The 13,963-nt window shown below is 74.1% G+C and carries 13 protein-coding genes; 5 read left to right on the top strand and 8 right to left on the bottom strand.

Going from position 1 to position 13,963, the window contains the following annotated elements:
* Positions 1–157: 157 nt before the first annotated feature.
* The gene (locus tag HS041_RS15485; protein WP_196441381.1) at positions 158–340 is read right to left on the bottom strand and encodes a hypothetical protein; all 183 of its coding nucleotides are present in this window, start codon (positions 338–340) and stop codon (positions 158–160) included.
* A gap of 176 nt (positions 341–516) precedes the next feature.
* Between HS041_RS15485 and HS041_RS15480 the strand changes: the two genes are divergently transcribed.
* Positions 517–1,677, top strand: coding sequence for an AI-2E family transporter (locus tag HS041_RS15480; RefSeq protein WP_196441380.1), 1,161 nt, complete (start codon positions 517–519; stop codon positions 1,675–1,677).
* A gap of 52 nt (positions 1,678–1,729) precedes the next feature.
* Here the strand turns inward: HS041_RS15480 and HS041_RS15475 are convergent, their stop codons facing one another.
* Positions 1,730–2,932, bottom strand: coding sequence for a PucR family transcriptional regulator (locus HS041_RS15475; protein WP_307845308.1), 1,203 nt, complete (start codon positions 2,930–2,932; stop codon positions 1,730–1,732).
* Between the two features lie 297 nt (positions 2,933–3,229).
* On the opposite strand from HS041_RS15475, the gene HS041_RS15470 reads away from it, so the two are divergent.
* The 3 genes from HS041_RS15470 to HS041_RS15460 all read left to right on the top strand — a co-directional run bounded on the left by HS041_RS15470 (position 3,230) and on the right by HS041_RS15460 (position 6,209).
* Positions 3,230–4,018, top strand: a complete 789-nt coding sequence (locus tag HS041_RS15470) for an SDR family oxidoreductase (protein ID WP_196441379.1) — start codon at positions 3,230–3,232, stop codon at positions 4,016–4,018.
* A 57-nt stretch (positions 4,019–4,075) separates the two neighbouring features.
* Entirely contained in the window at positions 4,076–5,128 is a 1,053-nt protein-coding gene (locus HS041_RS15465; RefSeq protein ID WP_196441378.1) for an NAD(P)H-dependent amine dehydrogenase family protein, read from the top strand.
* Positions 5,129–5,252: 124 nt separating this feature from the next.
* The gene (locus HS041_RS15460) at positions 5,253–6,209 is read left to right on the top strand and encodes an endonuclease/exonuclease/phosphatase family protein (protein WP_196441377.1); all 957 of its coding nucleotides are present in this window, start codon (positions 5,253–5,255) and stop codon (positions 6,207–6,209) included.
* A gap of 148 nt (positions 6,210–6,357) precedes the next feature.
* Here the strand turns inward: HS041_RS15460 and HS041_RS15455 are convergent, their stop codons facing one another.
* From HS041_RS15455 to pobA, 5 genes are all read right to left on the bottom strand, one after another.
* Positions 6,358–7,782, bottom strand: coding sequence for an aldehyde dehydrogenase family protein (locus HS041_RS15455; protein ID WP_196441376.1), 1,425 nt, complete (start codon positions 7,780–7,782; stop codon positions 6,358–6,360).
* Between the two features lie 195 nt (positions 7,783–7,977).
* Positions 7,978–9,147 carry a bifunctional 3-oxoadipate enol-lactonase/4-carboxymuconolactone decarboxylase PcaDC gene (gene pcaDC / locus HS041_RS15450; RefSeq protein WP_230879084.1) on the bottom strand — a complete coding sequence of 390 codons (1,170 nt, stop codon included), beginning with the start codon at positions 9,145–9,147 and terminating at the stop codon, positions 7,978–7,980.
* The gene (gene pcaG, locus HS041_RS15445) at positions 9,137–9,625 is read right to left on the bottom strand and encodes a protocatechuate 3,4-dioxygenase subunit alpha (RefSeq protein WP_196441375.1); all 489 of its coding nucleotides are present in this window, start codon (positions 9,623–9,625) and stop codon (positions 9,137–9,139) included. Before pcaG ends, pcaDC begins: the two co-directional genes overlap by 11 nt.
* Entirely contained in the window at positions 9,625–10,290 is a 666-nt protein-coding gene (gene pcaH / locus HS041_RS15440) for a protocatechuate 3,4-dioxygenase subunit beta (protein ID WP_196441374.1), read from the bottom strand. Before pcaH ends, pcaG begins: the two co-directional genes overlap by 1 nt.
* An 88-nt stretch (positions 10,291–10,378) precedes the next feature.
* Entirely contained in the window at positions 10,379–11,539 is a 1,161-nt protein-coding gene (pobA, locus tag HS041_RS15435) for a 4-hydroxybenzoate 3-monooxygenase (RefSeq protein ID WP_196441373.1), read from the bottom strand.
* 146 nt (positions 11,540–11,685) lie between these two features.
* Here pobA and HS041_RS15430 point away from each other — a divergent pair, with 146 nt between their 5' ends.
* The gene (locus HS041_RS15430; RefSeq protein ID WP_196441372.1) at positions 11,686–12,447 is read left to right on the top strand and encodes an IclR family transcriptional regulator; all 762 of its coding nucleotides are present in this window, start codon (positions 11,686–11,688) and stop codon (positions 12,445–12,447) included.
* Positions 12,448–12,504: 57 nt separating this feature from the next.
* Here the strand turns inward: HS041_RS15430 and HS041_RS15425 are convergent, their stop codons facing one another.
* Positions 12,505–13,950 carry an aldehyde dehydrogenase family protein gene (locus HS041_RS15425; RefSeq protein ID WP_196441371.1) on the bottom strand — a complete coding sequence of 482 codons (1,446 nt, stop codon included), beginning with the start codon at positions 13,948–13,950 and terminating at the stop codon, positions 12,505–12,507.
* Between the last annotated feature and the right edge of the window lie 13 nt (positions 13,951–13,963).

Raw genomic sequence — 13,963 nt, 5'->3', positions numbered from 1 at the left:
CGGAACCGTCTTCTACGAGACCTCGGACGGGCCGGCGCGCGCCGGTGGACACGACCACCCGGCACAAGCTTTTTCCGCAGGATGTCCATACGATGACCTTCGCCCCGTAAGCGGGGATTCGTCACCGCCTGAGGCCCTACGTCCTCAGGTCACCGGCTCACACCCCGGTCGGCCCCTCGTACCCCTCGTCCTGCCCGTAGACCCGGTCGTCCGGATCCTCCTCGGGCTGTCCGGCCGGGTCCGTCGGGGACGGGGTGAACTCGCCGGCGATGTCCGGCTCCCCGTGGTCCTCCTCGCTGTCCCGGCGGTCGGCGAGCGGCCTGTCGTCAGGCTGCGACATGTGTCCTCCTCATCGGTACGGCGCCGGTGCGGCGCCGGTGGGCCCCGTCTGTCCGGGTCGATCCGGGAGGTGTGCCCGCGAAGGGGGGGTGTATGTCAGGTACGCGGGCCGTACCGCCTCCCGGTTAGGAGTCCCGGACGCCGGGCATCCAGAGACGTGATGATCCGAGGTGAGCTATGAGGCGACCGGGTGGCGGCACGGCGCTGTGGCCGCGTTCGCTCGTCGTGTCCGGCGGGTGGGCGGTATGGCTGGTGGTCGTCGCGGCGGCCGGGTACGTGCTGCTCCAGATGGTCGTACGGCTGCGCCTGGTGGTCCTGGCGTGCGTGGTCGCCCTGCTGCTCGCCACCGTGCTGCGGCCGCCGGCCGTATGGCTCATGCGCCGGATGCCGCGGCTCGCCGCGACCTGGCTGGTCCTGTTCGCCGCACTGCTCGTGATCGGCGTCGTGGGGTGGCTGATCGGCCGGGGCGCCGCCGCCGAGTTCCCCGCCCTGGCCGACCGGCTGGTGGAGAGCGTGCGGCAGCTCCGCGACCTGCTCGCCCGGCTCGGCGTCCCGGCCGAGCAGCTCGCCAGGGCCGACGACCAGGCGCTGGAGGCCCTGCGCAGGCAACTGGGCAAGGCGGGCGGCGTCACCGCCGTCGCCGGCCGGATCGTCGAGTTCCTCGCCGGCACGGTCCTCGCGATCTTCATCGCGTTCTTCCTGATCAAGGACGGTGACCGGCTCTGGCGCTGGCTCGTCGACCGGCTGCCCGAGCGCCTGAGGGAGCGGGTCGACCGGGCGGGGGGCGCGAGCTGGTCGGTGCTGCGCCACTACATCCAGGGCACGCTGGTCATCGCCTCCATCCACGCGGTCGTGCTGGGCCTGGCGATGGTGCTGCTGGGCGTGCCGCTGGCGCTGCCACTCGCGGTGATCATCTTCTTCGGCAGTTTCATCCCCTTCATCGGCTCCCTCGTCGCCGGGTCGCTGGCGGTCGTCGTCGCCCTCGGCGCCCGGGGACCGGCGATCGGGCTCGTCCTGCTCATCGTGCTGCTGGTGGAGAACCAGCTCGAGGAGCACGTCCTGGAACCGTGGGTGATGGGCGGCTATGTCCGCGTGCACCCCCTGGTCATCGGCCTGGCCCTGTCCTCCGGCACCATCCTGGGCGGCGTGGCCGGGGCCCTCGTCTCGGTGCCGCTGACCGCCATCGCCTACTACGGCGGCCGGGAGCTCCTGCGCGGGCGCCCGCCCGAGGAGGGCCGGGACTCCGGAGACCCGCCCGAGGAGCCCGGAGACGCCCACCCGCCCGGGGACCCGGCCCCTCCCCGCCACGACGGGGCGGGGCGGCCGGGCGACCGGTAGACCGTACGGATCCGGGAAGCGGCGGACGGACCCGCGGTGCGCCGCGCCCGGCTCAGCGCGCGGGTTTCCCCACGCGCAGGGCCCACGCCCGGAGCACGGTCTCCAGCTCGAACCTGCCCTCGGGGTCCTTCAACTGGTCGGCGAAGAGCTCGGTGGCCTGGCGGAGCCGGTAACGCACGGTCTGCGGGTGGATGTGCAGCCGGGCCGCGACCTCGGTGGCGTTGTAGCCGCTCTGCAGCCAGGCCAGCAGCGTCTCGGCCAGCCGGTCGCGCTGGCCGGGGCGGAGCCCGCGCAGGGGCGCGAGCCGTACCCGTTCCATGATCTGGATCAGCGGCTCGTCCTGGAAGATCATGAGGGTCGACATGTGCTCGGCCGCCCTGACCATCGCTCCGGGGTCGAGCACGCCCCGGCGCGCCAGGGCCAGGGCCCGTACGGCCAGCCGCAGGGAGAGCGCCCCCTCCCCCAGCCCGACCCCGGGCCCGGCCGCCACGATCCAGTCGGAGAGCAGCGAGTCGAGGAGTCCCTGCCGCCCCGGCCCGTCCGGGTCGGGCACGACCAGGCAGGGATCGGCCCGGTCGAAGTCGGCGAGCACGTCGGGCGGCAGGCCGGGTCTGGGCGGCTGCTCCGCTCCGCGCGGGGCCAGCGCGACGCAGGCCAGCGTGCGCGGCGGGGTCCACCGCGCCGACCTGGCCAGGTCCTCCACCGCCCGGACGTCGGGCGGCGGATCGGCGACGAGCAGGCCGACCAGCCTGCGGCGGCGCAGTTCGAGCTCTCCCGCCGCCCTGGCCTGCGCCTCCGCGTATCCCTCCGCCGCGGCCGCGGCGATCTCGTCCAGGTAGACCAGGACCGCCTCGCCGATCTCCCACATGCGCCATCGGGTCAGGTCCAGCCGCTCGGACTCCACCGCCAGCCGGCGCCAGGCCACCCGGGCGCAGATGCGCAGCGCGGACTGGAGCGAGTCCAGCGGGCGGCCCTCGCTCGCCTCCCCCGCCCCGATCCCCCGGTAGACCTCCAGCAGCCGGGCGTGGCCCGCGCCCCGGTCGCCCACCCGGTTGACGAACCCGGCGAGCGCCTCCTCCACGGCCCGCCGTACGACCCGCGCGTAGGCTCCGCTCGGCCTGGAGTACTCGGGCAGGCTCGCCCGGATCTCACCGATCATCTCCTCGGCGAGATCGTCCAGATAGGGACGGAGCACCTCGGCGACCTCCCGGGGGATGCCGGCCGGCGAGCGTTCGACGTCATGGACAGCGCACACGGGTCCTCCCGCACCGGACGCTACCCCGGCGCGGGCGAAGCTTCTTCTGTCCGCGGCGCACATTCGGCACCGCGGTCTCGCTCACACCGATGACAATTCCCCGCCCCGGAGGCGGTCAGGCGGTGTCTGCGAGAGGCGCAGAGGGCCGTCGGCGACGCCGTGCCCGCAGAAGAAGCGGTCGGCCGGATGGATGATCTCCAACAGGACGGTGGGCCCGGCGGGCGCGGCGAACCGGCGCGGCCAGGATATTGAAACAGGTTCTAGTCGGCTCTAGGCTGCGGAAGGGAGGTCGATCAGATGATCCTGGACCGTTTCCGCATCCCCGGCCGCGTCGCGGTGGTCACCGGCGCGGGCCGCGGCATCGGGGCCGCGACCGCGGTGGCGCTGGCGCAGGCCGGGGCGGATGTGGCGATCTCCGCCCGGACCGAGAAGCAGCTCCGCGAAGTTGCCGCCGAGGTGGAGGCCGCCGGCAGGCGGGCACTCGTGCTCCCCGCCGACCTGAGCGAACCCGGGGCGGCCGAGGCGCTCGCACAACGGGCCGTGGCCGGGTTCGGCCGCCTGGACGTGATCGTCAACAACGTGGGCGGCGCGCTCCCCCGGGCCTTCCTCGACACCGAGCGCAGACATCTGGAGAACGCGTTCCAGTTCAACGTCGGGATCGCGCACGACCTGACACGGGCCGCCGTGCCGTACCTGCTCGAGGCGGGCGGCGGCGCCGTGGTCAACGTCTCCTCGGTGATGGGGCGCGTGTCGGGACGCGGATATCTCGCCTACGGCACGGCCAAGGCGGCTCTCTCGCACTACACGCGGCTGGCGGCGCGGGACCTGGCCCCACGGATCCGCGTCAACGCGATCGCGGTCGGCTCGGTCGCCACCTCGGCCCTGGACATCGTCATGACCGACGACGGCCTGCGGACGCAGATGGAGCAGGGCACCCCGCTCCGGCGGATCGGGGAGCCGGAGGAGGTGGCGACGGCCGTGCTGTTCCTCGCCTCGCCCGCGGGCGGCTACCTGACCGGCAAGGTGCTGGAGGTGGACGGCGGCCTCGACCAGCCCAACCTCGACCTCGGCCTGCCCGACCTGTGACGGCCTGACCTTTGCCGGCCCCGCTGCGGGCACGGGCGCGATCCCCACGGAGGAACCATGGTGTACCGGGTGGTGCAGTGGAGCACCGGGAACGTCGGGCGGCACACGCTGGCGGGCATCCACGCCCGCCCCGATCTGGAGCTCGTCGGCGTCTACGTGTCGAATCCGGCCAAGGCCGGCCGCGACGCCGGCGAGCTGGCCGGATTGGGCCCGCTCGGCGTCACCGCCACCGGCGACGCCGAGGCGGCGCTGGCGCTGCGGCCCGACTGCGTCGTCTACACCGCGATGGCCGACAACCGGATCTTCGAGGCCCTGGACGATCTGACGCGGATCCTGCGCTCGGGGGCGAACGTCGTCTCCAGCAGCCCGGTCTTCCTGCAGTTCCCCGACGGCTCTCTGGACGGCCCCGTCCGCGAGGCCGCCCGGGAGGGCTCGGCGTCGATCTGGGTGAACGGCATCGATCCCGGCTACGCCAACGACTGGCTGCCGCTCTCGCTGACCGGCATCAGCGAGCGCATCGACCAGGTGCGCTGCATGGAGGTGCTCAACTACGCCACCTACGACCAGGGCACGGTGTTGTTCGACATCATGGGCTTCGGGCGGCCGATGGAGGACGTCCCCCTGCTGCTGCAGCCGGGGGTGCTGACCATGGCGTGGGGCAGCGTGGTCCGGCAGCTCGCGGCCGGGCTGGACGTCGAGCTCGACGGCGTCGAGGAGTGGTACACCCGCCTTCCCGCGCCGGAGACGTTCGAGGTCGCATCCGGGACGATCGAGAAGGACACGGCCGCCGCCCTGCGCTTCGAGGTCCGGGGCATGCGGCACGGACGCCCCGTGGTCGTGCTGGAGCATGTGACGCGCCTGCGCGACGACCTCGGCCCGGACTGGCCGCAGCCCGCGGGCAAGGGGTGCTACCGCGTCGTGGTCACCGGCGAGCCGGACTACACCCTGGACCTGCAACTGCTGGGGAGCGACGGCGACCACAACACCGCGGGGCTGAAAGCGACCGCCATGCGGCTGGTCAACGCGGTGCCGACGGTGGTCGCGGCGCCCCCGGGGCTGCTCACCGCCCTGGACCTGCCCCTGATCACCGGGCGCGGCCTGCTGCCGTGACGGGCCATCGGGCGCGGTCCGCCGGCAGGCGGGTGGTGAACCGGTGGAACGATCCGCACGTCCCTCCCGGGAACCGCATGGATCTCCACGGAATCTGCACGGAAGCCGGTTACGCTCCCCTCTCATGATCAGATCGAGATGGGTGAGTGCGCTGGTCTGGCTGGCACTGGCGCCGTTCGCGGGATGGGCGATCCTCCGGGTCGGCGGCTGGACCCCGGTGTGGCAGTGGGTCGCGCTGGTGGCGTTCACACCGTATGTGGCGGCGGCCTCGGCGGTCCCGCTGCTCATGGCGCTGGGGCTGCGGCGGTGGGCCGCCGCGGCCGTGGCCCTGGCCACGAGCCTGGCTCTGGCGGCGGTCGTGCTCCCGCGGCAGCTGGCCGACGGCAGCGCGTCTCCCGCCGGCGGCCAGCGGCTGCGGGTCCTCGCGGCGAACCTGGCGGTGGGCTCGGGTGACGCCGCATCCCTGGTGAAGCTGGTGCGCGACCTCGGTCCCGACGTGCTCACCCTGCAGGAGCTCACCCCCGCCGCCCGAGACCGCCTGGACACGGCCGGGCTGCGCTCGGTCATGCCGCACGTGGTCGACCGGGCCGAGAACGGCTACGGCGGCTCGGGCATCTACTCGAGACACCCCGTCAGCGAGCGGCCCGTCATCGAGCGGGGCGGGTTCCGGCAGGCCCGGGGCGTGATCAGCCATCCGTCCGGGCACGAGATCGAGATCGTCTCGGTGCACCCGTGCGCGCCGAGCGAGAACTTCGAGGTGCCGTGCTGGGGCGAGGGGCTGGAGGCGCTGCCGGAGGCGGGCGGGCACCTGAAGGTGCTGGCCGGCGACTTCAACGCCACCCTCGACCACCGACCGGTCCGCGACCTGCTGGACAGCGGCTACCGCGACGCGGCCGACGTGACCGGGCAGGGCCTGGAGCCGACCTGGCCCCAGCGGTGGTGGGACGTCCCGGGTGTGACCATCGACCACGTGCTCGCCGACTCCCGGATGGCGGTGCACGCCTTCAGCGTGCACCAGATCCCCGGCACCGACCACCGGCCGATCTTCGCCGACCTCGGCCTGCCCGCGACGGCGAGCTGACGGCACGCCCGGCGGGCCCCGCCGCAGGACGGTCCCGCCTCGCGGGAATCGTGGCACGTGATCATCGAAACTCGGAGGTCGGAGCGGGGTGATTCACCCCGTGGCCTACCAGGACAACCTTCGACCGAAATAACGCGTCATATCCACCTCAGTGGCGCTCCTCGGGGACGGCGATGTGCACCACCTTGGTGTGGGTCATCTCGTCCAGCAGCTCCGGGCCGTAGCCGAACCCCTCCCCGCTCGCGCCGAGGGGCTGCGCCGCGCCGCCCGGGGCCCCGCCGAAGACGGCGTTGACCTTCACCGTGCCGGCGCGCAGCTCGCGCCAGGCCCGCTGGACGTGGGTGAGGGAGGGGGTGAGCACGGTCGCGGCCAGGCCGTACTCGCCGGTGTTGGCCAGCGCGAGCGCCTCGTCGAAGTTCTCGACGACGCGGACCGCCGCCACCGGCCCGAACGTCTCCTCCCGCATCACGGGCATGTCGTCGGCGCAGTCGGCCAGCACAGTCGCCGGGTAGAACGCGCCGGGCCCGTCCGGAACCCTCCCCCCGGTCAGCAGGCGGGCGCCCGCGGCCACCGCGGAGCGGACGTGCTCGTCGACGACCTCGCGCTGGCGGCGGTCGACCAGCGGGCCGAGCGTGGTCGCCTCCTCCAGGCCGGGCCCCATGCGCAGCGCCTCCGCCTCGGCCACCAGGGCGGCGGTGAACGGCTCGGCCACGGACCGGTGCACGTAGATCCGCTCGACGGAGACGCAGATCTGCCCGGCGTTGGCGAAGGACCCGAGCGCGGCCTGCCCGGCCGCCCACTTCGGGTCGACGCCCTCGTCCACGATCAGCGGGTCCTTGCCGCCGTTCTCGCGCAGCACCCGGCAGCGGGCGGTGGCGGCGACCTCGCGCCCGGCCCGGGTGGAGCCGACGTGCGCCACCAGGTCGAGATCCGGGTGGGCGGCCAGCGGCGCGCCCGCGCTCCGGTCCCCGGCGACCATGGTCAGCACCCCCGGGGGCAGGTCCTCGGCCAGCAGCTCGACCAGGCGGGCCCCGGTGTGCGGAGTGCGCTCCGAGGGCTTGTGCACCACCGTGTTCCCGGTGACCAGCGCGGCGCCGATCAGCCCGCACGCGATCGCCACCGGGTCGTTCCACGGGGTGATGGCGGCGACGACGCCCCGCGGCTCGCGGACCATCAGGTCGGTCGCGCCCCAGCCGCCCTGGAGGGTGCGGCCGCAGCGCAGCGGGCCCAGCTCGGCGTACTGCTCCAGGGTCCCGGCTCCGGCCTCCACGCCGCCCCGCGCGTCCGCCAGCGGCTTGCCCATCTCCCGCGTCACCAGCCGGGCCAGCTCGTCGGCGTGCTCCCTGACCCGGGCGGCGGCCCGGCGCAGCAGCGCCCCGCGATCGGCCGGGGCCGTCCGCGCCCACCCGGCGGCGGCCGAGCGCGCCGAGGCCACGGCGGCCTCGACGTCGCCGGCGCAGCCGCGCGGGCACTCGCCCACCCGTTCCCCGGTCGCCGGGTCGTCCACCGCGATCGTCTCCGCGCTCGCGCTCGCCCGCCACTCGCCGTCCGCGAAGAGCCAGAGCTTCCTCATCGGCACCCACGCCTCCCTACTCGTGCGGCCCGTCTTCCGCCCGCCGCCTCGCGCACCCGGGCCCCGGCCTTCCGCCGGACGGCCGATCATGCAGTGCCCTTGATCGAGGGCGGGGAAACGTGGCCCTCCCCGGAGCACGGAGGAGTCTCCGGGAAGGGCCGCCCGCTGGCGGAACGCGAGCGGCGGGCCCGCGCCTCAGCCGGTGTGCTCGGCGAGCGTGCGCTGGGCCACGGCGAAGGCGGCGTTGGCCGCGGGTACCCCGCAGTAGACGGCCGTCTGCAGGAGGACCTCCTTGATCTCGTCGGGGGTCAGGCCGTTGCGCAGGGCCGCGCGGACGTGCATGGCCAGCTCCTCCAGGTGCCCCCCGGCGACGAGCGCGGTCAGCGTGACGCAGCTGCGGGCGCGCCGGTCCAGGCCGGGACGGTTCCAGATCCCGTCCCAGGCGTAGCGGGTGATGAACTCCTGGAAGTCCGCCGTGAAGGCGGTGGTGTCCGCCACGGCGCGGTCGACGTGCGCGTCGCCGAGCACCTCGCGGCGGGTGCGGGTACCCGCCGCCCGGCGCTCGCCGTCCCCGCCCAGATGCCGGACGATCGCGGAGGTGACCGTCTCTGCGCGCTCCACGCTCGCCAGGTGGGCGGCCTCGGGCACCACGCTCAGCAGGGCGCCGGGGATGCCGCGTGCGAGCGTGAGGGCGTGCTCGACGGGTGTGGCCGGGTCATCGGCCCCGGCGACGACCAGGGCGGGCGCCGTGATCGCGCCGAGCCGGGCGGTGAGGTCGTAGCCGGCGATCGCCTCGCAGCAGGCCGCGTAGGACTCCGGGTCCACGCCGTGCAGCATCCGCAGGACCCAGTGCAACCGGGCGGGGTCGATCTCCGCGGTGCCGGCGGTGAACCAGCGGCCGAGCAGCGTCTGCATGAGGGGCCGCATGCCGTCGCGCCGTACGGCCGCGGCCCGTTGCAGCCAGGGGCCGGGCTCCCCGAACCGGGCGGAGCTGCAGCACATCACCAGATGGGTGACCCGGTGGGGAGCCTCCGCGGCGATCGTGGCGGCGATCGCGCCGCCGAGGGAGATCCCGCCGATCGCGAACCTCTCCTCGTCCACCAGGTCCAGTACGGCACCGGCCAGCGCGTCGAAGGTCAGATCCGCGGCGGGCGGGGAGCCGCCGTGGCCGGGCAGGTCGTAGCGGAGCACCCGCCAGGAGGCGGTCAGCGCCTCCATCTGCGGCTCCCAGATCTCCAGGCTGGTGCCCAGCGAGGGACCGAGGACCAGCAGCGGCGCACCGGCGGGTCCGTCGAGGCGGTGGTGGAGGCGCGGCCGGCCGGAGGCCGTGGTCGGCCCGGGCTCCCCGGGCAGGTCAGAACTCAAGGAAGACCGTCTCCCCTTCGCCCTGGAGCCGGACGTCGAAGCGGTAGACGTCCCCGTCCTCCCGCGCGACCAGCGTCGCCCGCCGCTCGGGCTCCAGGCTGTCGAGCAGCGGGTCGGGACCGTCCTGGAGGTAGACCCGGGTCGCCACCGCGCGCAGCAGTCCCCGAGCGAACACCAGCAGGGCCAGGTACGGCCCCGCCGGGCGGGCGGTGCGGAAGCGGTAGGTCCCGTCGGGCGCGGTGGCGCAGCGCCCGAACCCGGAGGCGCCCTCCCCGTCGCGCCGCAGCACGCCGCGGGTGCCGGTCTCTCCCAGCCAGAGCTCCAGCAGCGCGTCCGGGACGGGCTCGCCCGCCCCGTCGAGCACCCGGCCGGTGACGGTGATCGCCCCCGGATACCCGTCCGGCACCAGGTCGGGGCCGGTCTCGTACGGCAGGGCGTGGCCGAAGAACGGCCCCACGGTCTGCGAGGGAGTGATCATCAGTCCTCCGTCGGGGTACGGCCGAGTACGACGTCGAACCGGTAGCCCAGCGCCCACTCCGGCTCGGTGACGTCCAGGTCGAAGGCGGCGACGAGCCGCTCGCGGGCGGCGGCGTCGGGGACGGACTGCAGGATCGGGTCGAAGGGGAACAGCGGGTCGCCGGGGAAGTACATCTGGGTGACCAGGCGCTGGGTGAAGGCGGTGCCGAAGACGGAGAAGTGGATGTGCGCCGGCCGCCAGGCGTTGTGGTGGTTCCGCCACGGGTAGGCACCCGGCTTGATCGTGACGAACCGGTAGCGGCCCTCGTCGTCGGTGAGGCACCGCCCGGCCCCGGTGAAGTTGGGGTCCAGCGGGGCCGGGTGCCGGTCGCCCTCGTGGGCGTAGCGGCCGGCCGCGTTGGCCTGCCAGGCCTCCACCAGCGTGTTCCGGATCGGGCGGCCCGAGGAGTCGAGGATCCGCCCGGTGACGATGATGCGCTCACCGATCGGCTCACCCGCGTGCTGCCGGGTCAGGTCGGCGTCGAGCGCGCCGACCTCCTGGTGGCCGAAGACCGGGCTGGTCAGCTCGATCGCGTCCGGGTCGGTCTTGAAGGCGACGGCCGGGCGGGAGGGCGCCCGCAGGATCGTGCTGCGGTAGGCCGGGCTGAGGTTCGGCGGGTGGGTCATGGGGTTCCTCCGGAGAAGGGGACGGGGTGTCCCGGGAGCACGGGAGGCGGCGTCGCCGGGCCGGCGGGCCGCCCTGCGGACGGCGCGCTCACTCGTACGGCAGGCCGACGTAGTTCTCCGCCAGCGTGGTCGCCGCGGCCTCCGAGGAGGTCACGTAGTCCAGGTGGGAGGCCTGCAGGCGGCGCGCGTAGGCGTCGTCGGAGTCGAAGGTGTGCAGCAGCGTGGTCATCCACCAGGAGAAGTGCTGCGCCCGCCAAACCCGCTTCAGGCAGGCGGCCGAGTAGCCGTCGAGCAGCGCGGTGGAGCCGTCGGCGTAGAAGCGGTCCAGCGCCTCGGTGAGCACCCGCACGTCGGCCACGGCCAGGTTCAGGCCCTTGGCCCCGGTCGGCGGCACGATGTGCGCGGCGTCCCCGGCCAGGAAGAGCCGGCCGTACTGCATGGGCTCGGTGACGAAGCTGCGCAGCGGCGTGATCCCCTTCTCGAAGATCTCCCCGGTGGCCAGGGTGAAGCCGGGCACGGTCTCCAGGCGGGTCTTCAGCTCCGCCCAGATCCGCTCGTCCGGCCAGGCTTCCAGCTCCTCCCCTGCGGGAACCTGCAGGTAGAAGCGGCTGACCTCAGGCGAGCGCATGCTGTGCAGGGCGAAGCCGCGCTCGGTCTGGGCGTAGATCAGCTCCTCGGCCGAGGGCGCCACCCGGGCCAGGACGCCCAGCCAGGCGAAGGGGTACTCCCGCTCGTAGGCGGTGAGCACGCCCTCGGGGACCGACGGCCGGGAGACGCCGTGGAAGCCGTCGCAGCCGGCGATGACGTCGCAGTCCAGGCGCTCGCCGCCGAAGGTGATGTACGGCGCCTCCTCCAGCGAGTGCACGGCCACGTCGTCCACCTCGAAGCGGACGTCGCCGCCGTCGGCGAGCCGGGCGGCGATCAGGTCCTTGACCACCTCCTGCTGACCGTAGACCGTGATGGCCCGCCCGGGGACCAGCTTCTCGAAGGGGATCCGGTGGCCGGCGCCGCCGTACCGCAGCTCGATCCCGGAGTGGGGCAGCCCCTCGCGGAGCAGCCGCCGCCCGACCCCCGCCTCGACGAGGGTGTCCACTGTGCCCTGTTCCAGCACTCCGGCCCGCACCCGCTGCTCCACGTACTCGCGGCTGCGGCGCTCCAGCACCACCGAGGAGATGCCGCGCAGGTGGAGCAGATGGGAGAGCAGGAGCCCGGCGGGGCCGGCTCCGATGATCCCGACCTGTGTTCGCATGAGGGAGAGCATCCAGCCGCGGGCCGTGGAAGACGAGGATCGTCTTCCACTCAGTGGAAAAACCAGGCAGGATTCTCACTGAACGGACGAACCGGCAGAGGCGTACGGTGGGCACGGTCGGGCGCCGCGGAAAGAGGGGACGGACGATGGCGGGCGGGGCACGGGAGCCGGGACGCTCGGTCACGTCCAAGGTCCTGGCCATCCTGGGGGCCTTCGACGCCGCGCATTCCCGGCTCAGCCTGTCGGACATCGCCCGCCGCAGCGGGGTCGCCCTGGCCACCGCCCACCGGCTGGTCGGCGAGCTGGAGCAGTGGCAGGCGCTGAGCCGTACCCCCGACGGCCGCTTCCGCGTCGGACTGAGGCTGTGGGAGCTCGGCCAGCTGGCGCCGACCACACTCCAGGATCTCGCCCACCCGTGGCTGCAGGAGCTGTTCGTCACCACCGGTGAGAACGTGCACCTCGCCGTCCGGGACGGCCTCGAGGTGCTGTACGTCGACAAGGTGCACGGCAGGCGTGCGGTGCCCATCGTCTCCCGGACGGGCGGGCGCCTGCCCATGCACCCCACGGGCGTCGGCAAGGCGCTGCTGGCCCACGAGCCGGAGTGGTTCGTGACGTCCTACCTGGCACGCCAGCTGGAGCGGCCGACCCCGCACACCGTCGTCGAGCCGGGCAGGCTCGCCCGCGAACTGGCCTCCGTACGCGCCCAGGGCTACGCGCTCACCTCCGAGGAGATGACCCTGGGCACGTGCTCGGCGGCCGCGCCGATCCTCGTCGAGGGCCGGGCGGTCGCCGCCGTCGGCCTCGTGGTGTCGTCCCGGCGGGCTCGTGAGCTCAAGCGCCTGGTGGAGCCGTTGCTGGCCACCGCGGATCGGATCGCGCACGACTACGCCCGGGCGCACACGATGTAAGCGTCCCCGGTGGGGCGCCCGCCGGGGACGGCTCGCCGGGCACGCCCAGGCGGCCGGTCAGAACTGCAGCGACGTGACGGCGGTGAACTCCTCGATGCCCAGCGGGCCGAGCTCGCGGCCGTAGCCGCTCTGCCCGAAGCCGCCGAAGGGCGCCGTCGGGTTGAAGACCCCTCCGTTGACCGCGACCTGGCCGGTGCGCATCCGCCGGGCGAAGGCCGTGGCGCGGTCGAGGTCGCCCGCCCACACCGCGCCGGACAGGCCGTACGGCGTGCCGTTGGCGACGGCCAGCGCCCCGTCGTCGCCGCCGTCGTACGGGACGACGGTGAGGACCGGCCCGAAGACCTCCTCCTGCTCGATCCGGGAACCGGCTTCGGCGACGAGCACGGTCGGTTTGACGAAGAAGCCGGTCGGGGTGTTCTCGGGCTGCTCCGGGCCGCCCGCGACGAGCCGGGCGCCGTCGTCGAGAGCCTGGCGGATGTAGGAGCGGACCCGCTCCTGCTGCACCTTGCTGACCAGCGGGCCCTGCTGGGTGGCCGGGTCCAGCGGGTCGCCGACCGGCGCGAACTGGGCGAAGAGGGTGAGCAGTTCCTCGGCCTCGGCCAGCCGGGCGCGGGGCACCAGCAGCCGGGTGGTGGCGCTGCACGTCTGCCCGCTGTTGATGAGGCAGCCGGTCAGCGAACCCGCCACCGCGTTGCCGAACCCGTCGGCCGACAGGTCGTCGAGCAGCACGCCGGCCGACTTGCCGCCGAGCTCCAGCGAGGTGCGCTTGGGCGCGGCGGCGGCCAGCTCGGCGACCCGCCGCCCGGCGCGGGTGGAGCCGGTGAACGAGACCATGTCGACCGCCGGGTGCGCGACGATCGCCTCGCCGACCACCGGTCCGGTCCCGGTGACCAGGTTGAACACGCCGGGCGGCAGGCCGGCCGCGTCGATGATCTCGGCGAGCAGGTAGGCGACGCCGGGCACCAGCTCGGACGGCTTGAGGACGACGGTGCACCCGGCGACCAGGGCCGGGGCCACCTTCGCCGCGATCTGGTGCAGGGGGTAGTTCCACGGCGTGATCGCACCGACCACGCCGACCGGCTGCCGGACCAGCACGGAGTTGCCCGACCGGCGCTCCCACTCGACCTGGCCGGCGACGTCCTCCATCGAGGCGAAGTCGATGACCGGCAGGCCGGCCTGGACCATGACGGCCAGCTGCCAGGGCGCGCCCATCTCCCGGGAGGCCATGAGGGCGATCTCCTGGGCGCGGGCCTTGAGCCCCTCGGCGACCGCCGAGCACGCCTTGATCCGGTCGGCCAGAGAGGTGGCCGACCAGCCGGGCAGGGCCCGGGCCGCGGCGCGGGCGGCGCGGTCCACGTCCTCGGCGGTGCCCTCGGGCACGGTGCCGATGACCTGCTCGGTGAAGGGGTTGACGACCGGCAGGGTGCCGGTGCCGGTCGAGGGGATCCAGGCGCCGTCGACGTAGATGCGGTCGCGCGTGTGATTGAGCTCTGGGGCGGTCATCTGTCGCTCGCTT

This window comes from Planomonospora sp. ID67723, from assembly GCF_015711605.1.
In the GTDB taxonomy this organism is placed as follows: domain Bacteria; phylum Actinomycetota; class Actinomycetes; order Streptosporangiales; family Streptosporangiaceae; genus Planomonospora_A.
The sequence above is the reverse complement of the archived record's forward strand: the minus strand, read 5'-3'. Positions and strand labels throughout refer to the sequence as shown.

Excerpts from the sequence above, each read along its gene's own strand:
- HS041_RS15485 (WP_196441381.1), bottom strand. The coding sequence starts at position 340 with ATGTCGCAGCCTGACGACAGGCCGCTCGCCGACCGCCGGGACAGCGAG.
- HS041_RS15480 (WP_196441380.1), top strand. The coding sequence starts at position 517 with ATGAGGCGACCGGGTGGCGGCACGGCGCTGTGGCCGCGTTCGCTCGTC.
- HS041_RS15470 (WP_196441379.1), top strand. The coding sequence starts at position 3,230 with ATGATCCTGGACCGTTTCCGCATCCCCGGCCGCGTCGCGGTGGTCACC.
- HS041_RS15465 (WP_196441378.1), top strand. The coding sequence starts at position 4,076 with ATGGTGTACCGGGTGGTGCAGTGGAGCACCGGGAACGTCGGGCGGCAC.
- HS041_RS15460 (WP_196441377.1), top strand. The coding sequence starts at position 5,253 with ATGATCAGATCGAGATGGGTGAGTGCGCTGGTCTGGCTGGCACTGGCG.
- HS041_RS15455 (WP_196441376.1), bottom strand. The coding sequence starts at position 7,782 with ATGAGGAAGCTCTGGCTCTTCGCGGACGGCGAGTGGCGGGCGAGCGCG.
- pcaG (WP_196441375.1), bottom strand. The coding sequence starts at position 9,625 with ATGATCACTCCCTCGCAGACCGTGGGGCCGTTCTTCGGCCACGCCCTG.
- pcaH (WP_196441374.1), bottom strand. The coding sequence starts at position 10,290 with ATGACCCACCCGCCGAACCTCAGCCCGGCCTACCGCAGCACGATCCTG.
- pobA (WP_196441373.1), bottom strand. The coding sequence starts at position 11,539 with ATGCGAACACAGGTCGGGATCATCGGAGCCGGCCCCGCCGGGCTCCTG.
- HS041_RS15430 (WP_196441372.1), top strand. The coding sequence starts at position 11,686 with ATGGCGGGCGGGGCACGGGAGCCGGGACGCTCGGTCACGTCCAAGGTC.
- HS041_RS15425 (WP_196441371.1), bottom strand. The coding sequence starts at position 13,950 with ATGACCGCCCCAGAGCTCAATCACACGCGCGACCGCATCTACGTCGAC.